General features: G+C 41.0%; 14 protein-coding genes. 6 read left to right on the top strand and 8 right to left on the bottom strand.

Annotated elements, in window-relative coordinates:
• Positions 1-74 precede the first annotated feature (74 nt).
• The 3 genes from BM375_RS08900 to BM375_RS08890 form a co-directional block, all read right to left on the bottom strand.
• Positions 75-665, bottom strand: a complete 591-nt coding sequence (locus BM375_RS08900; protein ID WP_093365348.1) for a hypothetical protein — start codon at positions 663-665, stop codon at positions 75-77.
• A 195-nt stretch (positions 666-860) separates the two neighbouring features.
• The gene (gene nosZ / locus BM375_RS08895; RefSeq protein ID WP_093365346.1) at positions 861-2,834 is read right to left on the bottom strand and encodes a Sec-dependent nitrous-oxide reductase; all 1,974 of its coding nucleotides are present in this window, start codon (positions 2,832-2,834) and stop codon (positions 861-863) included.
• A 26-nt stretch (positions 2,835-2,860) separates the two neighbouring features.
• Positions 2,861-3,337 (bottom strand): c-type cytochrome, encoded by a 477-nt coding sequence (locus tag BM375_RS08890; protein ID WP_093365345.1) that lies wholly within the window; start codon positions 3,335-3,337, stop codon positions 2,861-2,863.
• A gap of 257 nt (positions 3,338-3,594) precedes the next feature.
• Between BM375_RS08890 and BM375_RS08885 the strand changes: the two genes are divergently transcribed.
• The 4 genes from BM375_RS08885 (at position 3,595) to BM375_RS08870 (ending at position 7,361) form a co-directional block, all read left to right on the top strand.
• Positions 3,595-4,203, top strand: a complete 609-nt coding sequence (locus tag BM375_RS08885) for a Crp/Fnr family transcriptional regulator (RefSeq protein WP_093365343.1) — start codon at positions 3,595-3,597, stop codon at positions 4,201-4,203.
• A gap of 163 nt (positions 4,204-4,366) precedes the next feature.
• The gene (locus tag BM375_RS08880; protein WP_093365342.1) at positions 4,367-5,611 is read left to right on the top strand and encodes a hypothetical protein; all 1,245 of its coding nucleotides are present in this window, start codon (positions 4,367-4,369) and stop codon (positions 5,609-5,611) included.
• Positions 5,612-5,788: 177 nt separating this feature from the next.
• Positions 5,789-6,220: a Dabb family protein gene (locus tag BM375_RS08875; protein WP_093365340.1), complete on the top strand. Its 432-nt coding sequence runs from the start codon at positions 5,789-5,791 to the stop codon at positions 6,218-6,220.
• A gap of 352 nt (positions 6,221-6,572) precedes the next feature.
• A complete protein-coding gene (locus tag BM375_RS08870; protein ID WP_093365339.1) occupies positions 6,573-7,361 on the top strand; it encodes a hypothetical protein in 789 nt (262 codons plus the stop codon).
• A 4-nt stretch (positions 7,362-7,365) separates the two neighbouring features.
• On the opposite strand, the gene BM375_RS08865 is transcribed toward BM375_RS08870, so the two are convergent.
• From BM375_RS08865 to BM375_RS08855, 3 genes are all read right to left on the bottom strand, one after another.
• Positions 7,366-8,244, bottom strand: a complete 879-nt coding sequence (locus tag BM375_RS08865; RefSeq protein WP_093365337.1) for an SH3 domain-containing protein — start codon at positions 8,242-8,244, stop codon at positions 7,366-7,368.
• Between the two features lie 166 nt (positions 8,245-8,410).
• Positions 8,411-8,593 carry a YqaE/Pmp3 family membrane protein gene (locus BM375_RS17650; protein ID WP_093365335.1) on the bottom strand — a complete coding sequence of 61 codons (183 nt, stop codon included), beginning with the start codon at positions 8,591-8,593 and terminating at the stop codon, positions 8,411-8,413.
• A gap of 56 nt (positions 8,594-8,649) precedes the next feature.
• Positions 8,650-8,910 carry a hypothetical protein gene (locus BM375_RS08855; RefSeq protein ID WP_093365334.1) on the bottom strand — a complete coding sequence of 87 codons (261 nt, stop codon included), beginning with the start codon at positions 8,908-8,910 and terminating at the stop codon, positions 8,650-8,652.
• Positions 8,911-9,181: 271 nt separating this feature from the next.
• On the opposite strand from BM375_RS08855, the gene BM375_RS08850 reads away from it, so the two are divergent.
• Positions 9,182-10,945: an OmpA family protein gene (locus BM375_RS08850; RefSeq protein ID WP_093365332.1), complete on the top strand. Its 1,764-nt coding sequence runs from the start codon at positions 9,182-9,184 to the stop codon at positions 10,943-10,945.
• A 91-nt stretch (positions 10,946-11,036) separates the two neighbouring features.
• On the opposite strand, the gene BM375_RS08845 is transcribed toward BM375_RS08850, so the two are convergent.
• Both BM375_RS08845 and BM375_RS08840 read right to left on the bottom strand, forming a co-directional pair.
• On the bottom strand, positions 11,037-13,661 hold the full coding sequence (locus BM375_RS08845) for a CHAT domain-containing protein (protein WP_093365331.1): 2,625 nt from the start codon (positions 13,659-13,661) through the stop codon (positions 11,037-11,039).
• A gap of 4 nt (positions 13,662-13,665) precedes the next feature.
• The gene (locus BM375_RS08840) at positions 13,666-15,654 is read right to left on the bottom strand and encodes a PKD domain-containing protein (protein ID WP_093365329.1); all 1,989 of its coding nucleotides are present in this window, start codon (positions 15,652-15,654) and stop codon (positions 13,666-13,668) included.
• An 89-nt stretch (positions 15,655-15,743) separates the two neighbouring features.
• On the opposite strand from BM375_RS08840, the gene BM375_RS08835 reads away from it, so the two are divergent.
• On the top strand, positions 15,744-16,307 hold the full coding sequence (locus tag BM375_RS08835; RefSeq protein ID WP_093365327.1) for an RNA polymerase sigma factor: 564 nt from the start codon (positions 15,744-15,746) through the stop codon (positions 16,305-16,307).

Genomic DNA, 16,307 nt, shown 5'->3' with positions numbered 1-16,307 from the left:
TTTGTGCATGGTGTAACATACCGATACTTCTCCCGCTTCAGCTCAAGCTCAGTATGACATTAAACGGCTGTCACCTATCTCTTTGCCCGACTTCTGCGGAACTCTATAAAGGTGCAATAGGCCAGTAAGATTCCTACAGCAATGAAGATCCAACCACCAATATCGGGAATGGAGAAAGCTCCGAAATTGAGCAGCTGCTTAAAGCCTATAAGTGGCGGCTGATAGGCCATTCCTGGAACAATAATAGGCGCATTAGGGTCGAGGTCGTGGCCATATTCATACAACCATCTGTAAAAATCGACCATCGCAACTATCCCGAACAGGACGAATCCGCCGAAGAGCCAGTAAATGGATTTTCGATTTCCACGGAGACCCACAGCTAAGAAAGCAAGAGCAAAAAAGCCAATGAGATAGGGTAATACGGTAAATTCAATGAAGTCATCGGCATGAAGGGTTTTCATGCCGATATAATGATTCAACCCATTGATGATTTCCACCTGCCCCGCCAGCTTGTTGCTGTATATTTTTAATTCTAATCCTTCAGGATATTGTGCTGCATCTAACTCGATGCGCCAGATTGGAAGGAAGATAACCGACAGCAGTGCCAAGCTACATACGATAAGTATGATGCGGTTTGTGGTAGATATGGATGTTGAATTTTTCACTTCTTTATCTGTTTAGTTTGTATTTTGTTGTAAGTTATGAAAGGTGTCTAAAAAGGTTCGCAAACCACAAAAACGCGTCATTGCGAGAAGCGCAGCGACGAAGCAATCTGAGTTTTTGACATCATCAGATTGCTTCGTTACCTCGCAATGACGATGATGTTTAGCTTTTTAGACAACCCCATAGCTTATAGCTGATTACTCTGTCTTTTCTCCGGTATAGTATTTCACTGGGACATTGCTACCTTGGGCCGATACACGTGCGTAGCCGGTCATTTCCTGATGCAGTGCCGAACAGAAGTCTGTACAGTAGAATGGGAAGATACCCACTCGATCCGGCACCCATTTCAAGGTGGTAGTTTCGCCTGGCATAATCAACAATTCTGAATTGTTAGCACCCTTGATGGCAAATCCATGTGGCATATCCCAGTCTTGTTCTAAGTTAGTCACGTGGAAATAGACCTCGTCACCCAATTGAATTCCTTCGATAACGTCAGGAGTAAGGTGTGAGCGGATAGTTGTCATATAGACCCGAACGATGTTACCATTACGCTCCACGCGGGCTTCGCTCTCTCCATTGGTTTTGTGGGGATGCTTATTGGCGTTGATGTCATAAATCTGTAGTGAACGCTCTTTGATAAGATCTGCAGGTAAAGCCTGTGCATAGTGTGGTTCGCCAATTGTTGGGAAATCCAATAGTAGCTCCATTTTATCACCACTAATGTCAAATAATTGCGCACTGTGGCAAAGTTCAGGTCCTGTCGGCAAGAAGCGATCTTTCGTAATCTTGTTGTAAGCTACCAGATATTTGCCAAAAGGTTTTTTCGCATTACCTCCGGCAACCATCAAGTGACCAACAGAATAGAAGGTAGGCTGTCTGTCCAAGATTTCCAAAGTGTTGATGTTCCACTTCACGACTTCTGAGGATACAAAGAATGAGGTGTAAGCATTGCCTTTGTCGTCAAATTCGGTATGCAATGGGCCTAAGCCTGGTTTTTGTACTTCGCCGTGTAATGCAGATTCGTATTTAACTACCGGAATGCCGTCATATAGTTCGCTCTCAAAATCTTTAGCGGAGATAGCTTTTTGCAATTTGTCGAAACTGAACACCGGAATCAAGGCCGCCAATTTACCGCTACCTACGATAAATTCGCCTGTAGGACTGACGTCGGTTCCGTGTGGTGATTTAGGGCAAGGTATCAAATAAGCCAAGTCCTCAAATTCTGTTACATCCAATACGGTAACTTCTGTTTTGATTTCGTGTTTTGCGGTGTGCGTATGCTCATCCCACTTGTTATGTGCATAGCGTACGTTGTTTTGTTTCTTGCCTTTTCCGGCTTTGATATATTCCTCTGCTTTTTTCCAGTTGATAGCCAGGATAAAATCCTTGTCGTTTTTTGAAGAGTTGACTTCTAAAAGCGTGTGTGCTTGCTCGGAATTGTAGCAGCTCATGAACAGCCAGCCATTGGATACTCCTTTACCCGCACTGGATAAATCGAAATTCAATCCCGGTGTTTTCAACTGGAAGGAAATGTCAAATTCGCCGGTTTGTTTATCTACGCTCACGAAGCTGATGTGGCCTTTAAAGTTTTCTTTGTACGAGTCAATCGGAACATCACCTTCCCCGTCAGGTGGAACACTGAAACGTGTTGCTGCAATCACATATTCGGAGTTTTCGGTTGTGAAGGGCGAACAGTGATTGCCTCCTGTGTTCGGAATTTCGATAATCTCATCTGTACGGAAAGTTTGCAAGTTGATTCTTGCTAAGCGTGGTGTATTGTTGGAGTTGGCAAACATCCATTTACCGTCTGGCATTCCGTCGGTAAAAGAGGCTTCAATATGGTGAAGATCATCCCAAGGTACAAAGCCGTGTGAGGTCTGCAGCATAGGTTTGGTTTCTTCACTGAATCCCCATCCTTTTTCGGGGTCGACCGAGAAAACAGGAATCACACGGAAGAGACGCCCGCTTGGCAGTCCATAGACACTCATTTGGCCACTAAACCCTCCAGAAACGAAGTTGTAGAACTCGTCATGCTGCCCGGGAGGAATGTAAGTTCTTTGAGCGGCATCGCCAGATACAGCGCTACCAGCTCCTTTTGGCTTACAAGCCTGGAAAGAAGCGGTCATGGTAGCCGCAGCGAGACCGAATAAGAGATAGTTTTTAAGTTTCATAACTTTCAATTTTATTGTGATATTATTTATTTTACTCCGTCTAATTGCCGCATGAATTCCACAATGCTGCGGGCATCTGCATCGCTTAGGTTTTGGTTCGGCATACGCACCAAGCATAGCTCTAATTGAGCCTGTAGTTCCGGATCCTTGTCAATCATTGGATCTGGATTGGTGATGAAGTTCATTAGCCACTCCGGTTTATGCTTTTTGCTTACTCCGGCCCATCCTGGTCCCACTAAGCGCTCATCTGTATATTTATGGCAACTGGCACATTTTAGGTTGGCAATGGTTTCCCCTTCTTTAGCCATCTTGGCATCCAGCTGGTCACTTATTTCTACAGCGTCGAATTTTCCTTCCCCGCGTTTAGGGTCGTATGTGTTTGCATCGGAGGTGCGGGCCTTCTCTTCAGGGAAAGATCGTTTGGTTTGCTGATCGTTGTTGCTATTTGAAGAACAGGCGTATAAAAAGAAGCCTATGATAACGAGTGTGATTAATTTTTTCATAATACTGTGTGTTATATACTTATTTCGATTAATTGTAAATTTTACTTTACAAATGTATTCTGCAACGGGTGTACATTTTATGCGTTGAATCATAAAACGATGATTTTAGGATGTGTTTTTGTTCATAAGGTTTTGTTAGTCAGTGTTTTTGTGTGTTTTATTGATTCTTGTCACTTATTGGTATGATTGGGGTCAATTTAACTTAGGGATAAGTCTTTACCTTTGTACAAGATAATATACCCATAAGCCATATTCTTATGATTCCTGTTGAAATACTTTTGGAAAAGGGAGCTACTTATCGGAAATTGGATCCGGGGGAAGTTATTTTTCACGAAGGTACGCATGCTTCTTATTATTATCAGATTGTGTCGGGGCGAGTACGTTGGTGCAATTTATTGGATGACGGGAGGGAAGTGTTACATAAAGTTGTGGAGCCGGGAGATATTTTCGGAGAGTTGCCTTTGTTTGATGGAGAGCCATACGCAAGCAGTGCCATTGCAGATACACCAGCCGTATTATTACGTTTACGAGCAGATACATTTCATGAAATATTAAAGGAAAACTCTGCTATTCATTTTGCTTTTTCTAAATCGATGGTCAGCGATTTGAGGTTTAAATTTATGCTGACGGATATTATTAGCAGAAATTGTCCGGAAGATATCATTACACAGTTGATTCAATACCTTAATCAAGAGAAAAAACTAATTTGTCAGGAATGTAATCGACTAATGTTGACCCGCCAACAGTTAGCGAACATGACGGGATTACGGGTGGAAACTATTATTCGAGCAATTAAGAATATGGAGAAAGAGGAACGGTTGAGCATCGTAAAAGGGAAAGTGTTTGTTCCGGCAGATGGGATTTAGGCATCGTACTTTAGACTTCCGAAGTTTTCAAACGACGAACGCAGTTAACGGCAAAGCCCTCTACGAAGTAAAACTTCGGAAGTCTTTGCAAACTGAAACTGTGGCTATCCGGATTATGCGTGCAATCATAAAGTTATTTTCAAAAGACAGCTAACTTCGTAGTATGTGGCAATTCATTCAAAAATGTAGTGTTCGACAATGGTTTGGGATAGCTGTTTTCAATTTGTTGATTGTTGGTTGTTTTGGACTATTGATGCGTCTTAAGGTCATCTTTCCTTTAGCTTGGGCCAATCAAAAATTCCTGTTGCATGCGCATTCCCATTTTGCTTTTGGTGGCTGGGTTTCCCATGCACTGATGATTTTTATCGTGATGGCGATATGCGGTCTTAAAGCAAACGATGTGTTGCCTCCACGATATCGATTTATTGTGGTTAGTAATTTGTTGGCATCGTATGGCATGCTTATCAGCTTTACGCTACAAGGATATGGGCTATATGCTATCATCTTTTCTACCTTGACAATTTTGCTGTCCTTTACTTTTGCCTGGTTCTCTTGTCGAGATATCGGACGTTCGGGGTTACCTAAAGTCATCCAATACTGGCTTAAAGCTGCTTTATTTTTTTTGGTGTTTTCCTCGTTGGGTACATTCGCTCTGGTATACTTGATGGTGACCAAACAATTAGCCCCGCTGAATCAATTGGCATCGGTCTATTTTTACCTACACTTTCAATATAATGGCTGGTTTTTGTTCTCCTGTATAGGATTGTTGCTTTATTGGCTCTACCAATCAACAGGCAAGGTTATCTGTTCTAAGCAATTGTTTTGGAGTTTTTTTGCTTGTGTCGTGCCAGCTTATTTCTTGTCGGTATTATGGTGGAAGGCCTTTCCGCAATGGCTATATGTTGTCGTGGTGATTACGGTTCTCGTGCAGTTACTGATCTGGACATCATTAATGCGCAACACACTGCGGCTTCGCTCACAATTATTGGAAAAGCTCAATCCTACGATTCGGATAATATGGTATGGCGTGATGCTTGCCGTATTTTTAAAATTTATGCTGCAAGCGGCTTCGGTTGTTCCAGCACTGAGCAAATTGGTCTATGGTTACAGACCTATTGTGATTGCGTATTTGCATCTGGTGCTGTTGGTAATTGTCAGTTTGTTTCTATTGGGCTTAGCTGTGCAGCTGCAGCTGCTGCGTTTTCACAACGGGGTGAAAATATGGCTCTATATAGTAGTTCTCGGTGTTTTATTCAACGAATTGATTTTGACAGTACAGGGAATAGGAGGGTTAGTACGGTCGTATATCCCTGGCGCCAATCAGCTACTCGTTATCGCTTCTGGGATGATTGTCGTAGGTTTGGTAGGGGTTCTTTCAAGGCAACGGGATAAGAAGATTCCTTCTTAACCTCATGAACACATATACACTTATAACGATTTTTTTGTATCTTTAAGTTTAGTACATGACAAAACTGAATAAGTCATAAAAAAACGCGTTCCAGAAAGCATTCGGGACGAGGAAGTATGACGATGACATTATTTTTTGTCATGTACAATAATATTTAAGAAAAAATAAAAACCTCTTATGGAAAGAAGAAATTTTTTAAAATCAGCTGCAATAGCTGGCTTGAGTGGTGTGACTTTGGCTTCCTGTGCCGAGAAAAAAGCACCTGAACATCAAGAAACAGATTCAAGCACACTACAAAGTGGTCTAATTTTTCATTCGGTCTACTTCTGGCTGAAAGAAGATATTACAGCGGAAGAGGAACAAGATTTTTTAAACTTTTTTGAAGAGCTGCGTGCAGTCCCTGGTGTGAGAACCCTACATTTCGGTAAGCCGGCAGCGACAACGCCACGCCCAGTAGTGGATAATTCCTTTCAATACTGCCTCTTGGTAACATTTGATAACTTAGAGGCTATTAATACGTATGAAATTCATCCGCTACATATCACCGCTGCGGAGAAATATAGCAAGTATTGGACGAAGGTCGAGGTAAGAGATACGGTAATCACATAAAAAAGAGGGTTGTCCTGCGCTTTTTCTATTAAAGATATACTGAAGTTATACGGGAGTCCTACCGCAGTCTTACAAAATCATGTATGACAGAATAGCGTTATGACGTAACTTTGGTATCGGATTAGTATCTCGGTAGTATAAGTACAACCAAATTGTAGACGTATTGTGCTATAAGTGAATGCAGGTTAAAGCGGACTTCCACGGACTTGAGGGGACTTTAGCGGACTTAGGGGGATTTGAAAATAGATTTTGGATGCGTTAGGAAAGAAGGGGTAACCCGTATTGAGCTGTTGCCCAAACATATGTAAAGTCTGCGAAATATGCAATAAATAAACCAATTAAACGAAAAAAAATGGATGGACTTTTTGATAAACATATTTTAAAAAAGCTGCGTAAAAAAGGAGAAGATTATCCGCTTCATGAAAATAGCCGATTAACAGCAGAACAATTTGGTGTACTCAACAAGTTTACGTCTAAATGGTATCAGGCGCTGAAGGGGGTCAACAGTTGGCTTACCCAATATCCTACCTACAAGGATTTGTTTACCCGCATAAAAGAAGTGTATACGTATCAGCAGAAGTTGACGGAAAATGAGGCAAAGCAATACACGTATGCACATAGGCTAAAAGGTTTAGAGTTAAACCAACGCCGATCTTGGGGGGCTTTGGTGTGTTGGAACCCGATATTCGAGTGGGAGTGTGAAGGCGATAAAGTGAAAATTAAATTGCCGACAGACAGGAACTGGAAAGGACAGGCTTTTCCACCAAAGTTTAGCAGACTGGGGATTACTTTCCATGTGCTTGTTGTCAATTACGAAGATGAGACGGAAAGCGTACGTTTGCATTATACAAAAACGATTTCTATTCACCCCGATGATGAGCAGATCAAAAGCTTACGTACTACTGTTCCTGTCCAATTATTTCCGAACAGTTTAGTTGCAATTATGGGCACTGCACAATATTACCTTTTCGATACAGAGCAACCTCAAGAAAGACCGTCATTTCACAATCAGCATCACGCTTGTAAGTTATTGGAGGTATTCCACGTCAAGGATGGGAATCTACTTAAAAACCGAGATATACCATCTGTTATTTCCAAAACGCCATCTCCAGAAACAGATAGCGGGACGGACTGGGAATAAGCGCTTACCTCATCTCCAATACTTGCCAAACGCTCTTGCCGTCCCAAGTATATTTTTCCCGTCGTTTAGTTTCTTTATATTCGAGTTCTTCGGCATCATAATCGATGACTTCGCCTTCGACAATATCCTTAATGATAAGTGTAGGGTCTAAGTGATGTTCCGAAGGGAACAGAATTTTCTCTTCATAATAGTATACCCCAGCATCGCCTACACTGGTTTTGGAAAACATCGTTACGAAATTCTGACCGTTCCAGCCTAAGTAATAATGTGTCGTGGGGATGCCGCAGGCTTCGCCATGAAAGCCTACGCGGTGAATGGATTGTAATCCTTCCAATCCCATGTTAGGAAGCAACTTGCTGTCTGAATAGTTCTGTCCATCACGTGTAACAGGGTAATACTGCCGGGCTATTAGTTCTTGTTGCGGAGTGAGGTATTTGACTTCGCAAAGATATTCATTCCCACCGCCATAGGAAGTTGGTGGCTCAAAGCGAAGGAAACCGTGGATAAACTGATTGCCTTGACCATCGACATGACGTCCTAAAGCTAATAAACCCAACCAAATAAATCCTTTTCTGATTTGTCCGTTCTTAAGGTAGCTTATCTCGTGCCAGGGAGCTGCGAATCCACGGATGATACTTTCATTATAACCATCGCTAATAATAGTAACCATTGTGCCATGGGTAAGGGAATCCAATAAAACACTGCTTGTGCTGGGATAATCCCGCACATAGGCTACATCTGCAAAAACATAGGCTGTATCACCCTTGTTGTTCCCCCAATAATTGTAACCTTCGTATACTTCGTAAGCAGCGGGTCTGTCCTCCTGCGCATAAGTTATTATAGAAGTCAGTATAAAAATCAAACACAAAAGATTCTTTTTCATACAGCAAAGTAAATGAAAAGCCCGGCATGATACAATAGCTGAAAGCAGGGAGATTCGTTTAACTGTTTAATTGGTTTACTGGTTAATCGTCTAATCTGTAATTATCTAACCTTTAATCCTTTAATCCTTTAACCTTCTAACCTCTAATCCTCTAACCATAAATAACCTAATACCGCAGTTGTTGTATACGCTTTTTGTTTCGAGCATCCACAAGTGAGGCTACAGCCCAGATTGCTGCTGGTAACCAACCGATGAGTGTGCATTGTAGGATGAGGCATAGAAATCCAATTAATATTCGACCTCGTAGAAAGAATGATAACCATGGAAATAGGACAGCAATAAGTATCATTGTTTGTTATGTTTAATTGTTTATATGTTTAACTGTTTAATCGTTTAGTTTATTTCCTAAACATCTAATCTTTTGACCTCGTCTTTGATCTCACGTTCAATACTTACCGAGAGCAATAGACTACAGATGACCAATGCAACGAGAGACAAAGGAAATACAATCGCGATAATCAAAGCAAAGATAAGTGGGAGATTGATATACTCTGTTCCTTTTTTGGAAGAGATTTTCAATTTCGACTCTTGAATAACGGAGAAAAATTTTTGGAATCCGTTGCTGATAGTTTCGCTGTTCATGGTGAAAGTTGTTTTTGTTGACATGATGTTTTTATTTAAAATGTTTAATGTTTAAGATGTTAAGTACTAAGCTTTTTAAATAGCTAATCTATTAACCGCATTATTAATTAACCTCTTTTGTATACTCCAAAGATAGAACGGATTTCTACTTCAGAACAGTGGAAGTAGGTCGGGTTTGGAAGTTTCTCGGTAAAAAGTAGATTTTTTTCGGTGAATGGGGGTAACATTTTTAAGAAAGGCTTTATCTCTCTGTACAAGTAAACAAAAGAGTGTTCAATTTTAAAAAGAAAATGTCATGAAAAGAATTTTACTATCGATGTTGTTTTTGACGCTGTCGCTTCTGGGATGGGCGCAGGTCAAAGAATCAGGAGATCTTCAGATCGGTGGATTTGGAGGAGCTTCTTTCCCAATGGGAACGTACAAGTCTATCGGAGAGACCAAAACCGGATATTTCGGAGGATTGTTTGTTGACAAATATTTTAAAGGAAACCGCTTCGGCTTAGGTTTGGATGCGCGTTACCTTACCCACAGTATTCTACAGGATGATTCGGTATTTTTTGCCAATGGATTTATTGCAACGGATTATGTCAATGCACCGAAATTTAAACATTGGGCATTTACATTGGGACCAAGCTATAAAATTCATTCTGGCAATTTTCATGTGGAAGCCTACCTGCGTGGAGGTATACTCATGCAAACATTTCCCCAATACGAAAGAACGTTGTCATTTAGTGATGCCATGGGTGGGATGACCCATATTCCGATTAAACGTACAATAAATGACGCTACGAATAAGGCCAATGCCTGGGTAGGCTTAGGGGGTCTGCGGTTCAACTACAGTATTTCGCCCAATCTGGCGGTATTCCTCCAAGCAGATTATATGCAGTCGTTCGGCACTAAGTTTGGCGGCAAACCTTCTGAATTTTATATAGAAGAAAGAGAAAGTGCAGGAATGGGAGCGGTTATAGACGAAAAAACCGAAATAAGAGAATGGTCACAATATTACAGTGATGTATTCGTGCAGAAAAAAACACCGTATAAGAGCTTAAACGTGGGGGCAGGTATTAAATATGTATTTGGCAAGAAGCCTGTCAAAGAACCTGTCTACCAAATGCCTATTGAGCAGGAAGTCCCACAACGCAAGGCCATGCCGAAAGCTATACAGATTGTCGTAAAGGATAAACAAACGGGATTAGCGCTAAGCGGTGTGACAGTTTCGATAGAATCTTCCGTATACAATACTAAGGAAAATTCCAATGCACAAGGCGAAATTACACGGATAACGGATGCACAGGCTGCAGTTTATACCATCGTAGGAGAGAAAAATGGTATCAAGACGGATGTATTGACTTTGACAGAGGCTGATTTTGCAGGCAATGATGCGGTGATCTATAGAGAAATCTTTCACGATGACCCACGCTTTACCTTGATAGGTGAGACTGTGGACTGCGAAACTAATACTGCCGTATCGAATATAGCTACCGTGCTGACCCAAACGGAAAATAAGCAGAATATGAGTCAAACGTCAGACGTAGAAGGTAAGTTTATTTATCAGCTTGATCAAGGGGCAGACTATTCCATTGTGGCGAATCAAGCTGGTCGTTATTCACAGACAGAGTTGGTTTCTACGAAAGGATTGGACCGTAGCAAAACATTGTATGTTACATTAAAACTCGGCGTATGTCATTTGGTTGAAGGTGGTAACTGGGTATTGAAGAATATACACTATGATTTTGACAAATGGAACATTCGTCCGGATGCAGCTATTATTTTGGATAATGTCGTGTCAGTATTGAAACAGAATCCTACTTTGCGTATTGAGTTGTCTTCACATACAGATAGTCGTGGAAATGACAGTTATAACATGCAGTTGTCTCAGCGCAGGGCAGAATCGGCTGTTGAATATTTAGTGAAAAGCGGTATTGACAGATCACGCTTAGTAGCTAAAGGTTATGGTGAGTCGAGATTGTTGAACAATTGCGGAAACGGAATAAATTGTTCTGAGGAGCAACATCAGGAGAACAGACGCACAGAAATTAAAGTATTAAACTATAAATAGACCGAGGATGAAAAAAGAGGAGAGAAAGGAGGCTGTCATGGAACAGACTATGTCAAAAGTCCCTTTATACAAGTTATTGGTTGGATATATTTTATTTCTTCTTTGGATATGTCGCCCGTAATCGTCGCTTATAGAGCGTAAACAATAGCGGGAGTAAGGAAATAGCCATTATCCATAAACCGATTTTTAAAAGTAGACCTGTGCGATTGTGCAGGTCTATTTTTGTGTCTATACCGGTGTAGGCCATGTTCGCCCAATACCAGGGATTGCTTTCGATTTCTGATTCTGTATGGAGATATTGGCGTTTGGCATTTGCCAGAGCCTTTATCGGATTCTTTGTGCAGGCTAATTGTTCGTAGAATTTTTGTGTTAAATCCAGTGTTACCTGGTCATTGGCAAACCAGTGTGTGGCAATAACACCGGGTATGCCTTTACTTAAAAACTCACGGTTTATACTCGCCAGACCCTCGGAAGGAAGCAAACGCCCGGAGGCCGTATTGCATGCCGAAAGAACGACCAATGGAGCCCGAAGATGTTGATAGCGCAGTTGTTCTATGGATATTGGTTGATGTAATAAAAGACGGGCTTCCTGCTGTTCATCAACGGTCGTATGTGCAGCAATGTGGATAATGTCCTGTGTTTTGAAAATATCTTGCATACGCTGTTTATCTAAAGTCGTATAGGGATACACTGTGGTTTTGAATCGGCTTGTTAAATATTGTATCTCCCCATCCACGAAATGCAGATCGGCTAATGGTGGGGTATATTTATCACGGTATATCACTGAAATATTTGGTGGGATTGCAGGCTTATCTTCATAAAAATGGTTCATTAGAAGCGTGTGCATATACTGCACATTATAATCCTGAACGACAAAACGTCCCTCTTGATAGAGCGCATCAAAGGGTAAAACATGAAGCTCATTGTCTAAGGATAATTGAAGTGTGGAAGATGCTGTATGTTGCAATCGAGGTAGCAATTGTTCACCGAAATACTGGGCACGCTGGAAATATGCTTTAGGATTTTGGTTGAATAATGCAGGGGAATCTGTAAAATAGTTGTTTTTGAATTGCGCAATGCTATCCCATAATGCTGTATTATGGTTTTTATGATAAGAAACCAGGTCTCTATCGATGAGGAAGATGGATAAGGTGCTATCGGCGTGAATATAATAGCTGTATGTCGTACTTTCATTTTTTGTTAGGTATGTTTTGAACGTATCAAAATCCGGGAGTTTGATATTTCTGCTGAAATACTGTTCTTCCAGTTCAAAATCATTTAGCAGTTTCTTGATCTTGGTATCGATTTCTGCTATTTCGTTAGGGTCACTTAAGTTATCCCGAAGTGCATAAAGTTGTTGCAGAGCGACTCCCTCCGTCTGTAGAAGAGAGCTATCAGTTTTCCATATTGCCGATCTGTTGATTTCGTTCCAAAGCAATCTGCCTTTTGTCAATTCGGTGAGCCATAATAGCCTAAATAATTTTTCTTGGCTAATATCTTTCTGGGTATCCAGCAGGGAGTAAACCCGTTCTAATATCCTGCGATTGTGCAGGTTCTCCTGTAGATGGCTGTCCCGACTGCGAATGCTTTGCTGGAAGGCAAAGTCGGCTTCAATTGCTTGTTGAAAATACCAAAGAGCCGAATCTGTATGCTGTGTGGAATAAACAACACCTAAGTTCTCCAAAATATTTATCCCGGTATAATTACTACGCTGGATAGATATACTGTCTTGGTCTATATATGATTTGGCTTGTAGAAAATAGTTTTTTGCTGAAACAAGTTCACCATGGGTGTAATGAAGCTCGCCTAAAAGATTCAAAAGATTAGCTTTCTCGCGGATATGACTTTTAGGGAAAAATTGCTCTTCTAAAGTTAATGCTTCCTTGAGTGATGTCTGTGCCCGCTTGTCTTGTTTATCGATTCGTTGGAATTGGGAGAGCCGCTCTAAGGCAACACTTCTTACAGCCGCTGTGTTTTCATCTAATGGAAGTTTTTTTGCAATATTTAGGGCAAGACTATTGTGTACACGACCTGAATCAGGCAAACCAAGTGTTACATAAGCGGCAGACAGCGTGTTGTGTAATAATGCTGTAAGATAAGTGTTGTCTCCACTTTGTTGTAATCCTGATAAAGCCGCTTTTTTCGATGCCTCATGTTCACCCTTAAACACATATAATAAAGCCAAATTGTTATAAAATGAAGCTTTGGAAGATGCGTCCGTCGTCTCTTGGATAGCTTGAAGCTGTAAATCTTCCGCCTTGTGGTAATCCGCTATGATGGTGTAATTATTAGCCAACGGTTTGTAAATATAGGTTAGACGATCGTCACGGGTCAATAGTCTATGGTGGCGGTCATAACGTAGGGCTTGCTCATAATATTTGATGGAAGCGAGATAACGGCTATGCTCCTGAAAGCTGTATGCCATATTCAATAGAATCCATATAAAGGTTTCTTGCTGTGTTTCGGTGAGTTTTTTGTTCTCCAGAGGTTGCAGAAAGACATCGGGTTGCTTCTCAAATGCCAGATAATGTTCGTAAGCTAGCTCGCCCAATGAATCAATGAGTGCATTGGGTATGGTATCCTGCGGGTAATCGATATGAGCAGATAAAGAATCGGAATTTTGACAGGAAAAACAATAGAAAAGAACCCCAAGCAACAACAGTTCGAGGCATCTGCTGTATGTATTTGAAATATATGTTTTACTGATATAAAACACAGTCTTATAACCTCCACATCAGATAGAAATTCACGTTATTCTTATAGGTTTTATCATAATGATACCGTATGCCCAATGCAGGTCCTAAATAGGCTCTCCCTATATTTATATCTACCAAAGGAGAGAAGAGCAGAGGTGACATTTTTTCTTTCTTTGTCTGTTTCTCCTGGATATGGGGAGTTGTCTGTCCATTGGCATTGATGAGGTGATAAATAGCTTGTTGTTCGTTATGGTAATTCAGGTTTGTTTTTACCAAAGCACCTATGCCCGTAGAAAAATAACGATTCCAGTTGTGCCGTATCTGAACAGGGATTTGTAAAGCTATATATTTCCTCATAGCGGTACTGTCCACACCGTTATAGCTCCTATAGATAGGGTTTCCACGGTCATCGGGTACTTGTATTTCCCCTCTTCGTAAAGGGAAAGACTCGGAATAATCTACTCCGAAAGTACTGGCGAAAAGTTCAATTTGCCAATACGGTCTTTTGTAGGGTGCAATGGGTGCTAAACCGACGCCTACCGTTAAGCCGTTGGTTAGTTTGCCTATCTCATCGTCAGCGGGTCGTAGCGGTGTGTTTAACCCTACACTAATCAAGGGCGAAAGTCCGGGTCTAAAGCGTGCTACCGACTTGTTGGTGCGAATAGGCTCGTTTTTGTCAAAGTAAATGTCCGTATAGCTGCCAAAAGATTTATTCTGTAGCTTCTTGTGGGATTGTACCGTAAAACGTATAAAACCTTTGGTGCTATCCTGGTCTGTCAATATTGGGGATGCAGTGCCTGGTAAAGCAATGCCTTTGAAGCGGAAAATAATTTTATCTGTTCCTTCCTGCTGATAAGTATAGCACCCTACATCCTGAGCGGTTAAGCAACTATCACACTGTGGATAAAGGTTGAGTAGCTTGAAGGAACGAATATTGACCTGCTCGGGAAAATGCATTTCCAAGCGAATATCCTTAGCATCCCCTTCGCCATCATTTTGGAATTGTACTTTGTATGTTAGTTCCTTTTTCTTGAATTGTAAACGATAGTCCATGCGTGCGGGACGAACAGACATCTTGTTTGGGTCATGGGATTTAATGATGGGAATGTCTAACTTATGGATAACCGGTTTTCCTCCTTCGGCAAGATAAATACCCGTCACTGTCACGATAGCATTCGTATCCGCCAACATTTCCGGTGTAATATCTAAGTTTAGTATAGAAAATTGAGCCTCATCGTTTTCGCTCGCAATCTCATATTGTGATACTGTTTTGTATTCATCTAATAGATTCTGAAAGTATTTTGTAGCCTCGTTACCTTCAAATGTCAACTCTTCTTTTAACCCATAATCGGGACTGCCGCTCTGCGTAATCAGCGCACCGTTGACATTTGCCCATAAGCTGTTTAATGCATTGGCGGTTATGTGAGGTATTATTTTTTCCCCATGATATTGACTTTGATTGGCGACAACGAAACCGTTGGGATTGATAAGCTTTTCGTTGGTAAGGATTAAAATAGTTCCTTTGTCCGTTGTGGGTTTGACACCGATGACCAGCGACATATCTTCTCCGGGAACCGCATCTGCATTTTTGAAAATCTGGAAAATACCATTGGATTTGAAGAAATTCTGCTCAAAGGAATTTGGCGATACTGTTGCAAGTTTACTGTCTACTTTTACCTTGGTTTTTGGTTTCCTCGGACGAGGACCATTATCGTAGTTATTGACCACATAGAGCGAGATGTCAAACTCGCCTGAATCTGCGTATTGATGTTCTGGAGTAGCCTCAGTACTAAAGTTACCGTCACCAAAATCCCAAAGATAGGTGTAGTAGGCCTGTCTGCCTCCTGGAATAGGCACTAATGGGCGGATAACGGGTGTGAATTTCACTTTATTGCCTATAAATTCCGTCTTAATACTGGAAGGAAAAGTGTCTTGCATGACCAACGTTGTGTCCTGACCTTGTAGTATCTGAACAAGGGTAAGAAGCAGCAAACCGAATATACATCTTTTCATAGTAGCCAATTGGTGAGTTTTTAAAATGTAAGCCTACTTTTTCCAAAATACAATTAATGTTTTAAATTTACAAAATACTAATCAGCTGTATGCATCCTGAACAAAAATACATTCAATATTTATTAGACAATCAGCATGGCGGTATCCAGCTTATTTATAAGCAATATGGCCGTGTGGTTGTGAATATGATAGTAAAGAATAATGGTACGGAAGATGATGGATGGGATATATTGCAGGAGTCGTTGGTGGACATTTACCATATTGCCAAAAACAGAGATTTTCAGTTAACGACCTCTTTCCAAAGCTTTCTTTTATTGGTTGCTAAGCGAAAGTGGTTGAATACACTGAAAAAAAATAAGCATAGGGAGGTAACAAATGTAGATGACACTGTATTTAATGTAGAAGATGAGGGAGAGAAGATGTATGCGGATTATTTAGTACAAGAAGAACGCGAGCAGGTTATCATGGAATTGTTGCTTGATCTGGGCGAACGCTGTCAGGAAATTATACGGCGTTGTATGCAATCCAAACATCAGGAAAAAATAGCAGAAGCTTTGGGGATTACGTATGCGTATCTTCGTAAGAAAAAGAGCGAATGCATGGCGAAATTGAGTGAAAAGGTCAAGGAACATCCATTATTTAGAAAGAAATAG

Source organism: Sphingobacterium wenxiniae (genome assembly GCF_900116225.1).
Classification (GTDB): domain Bacteria; phylum Bacteroidota; class Bacteroidia; order Sphingobacteriales; family Sphingobacteriaceae; genus Sphingobacterium; species Sphingobacterium wenxiniae.
This window is presented reverse-complemented; position numbering and strand designations above follow the sequence as displayed.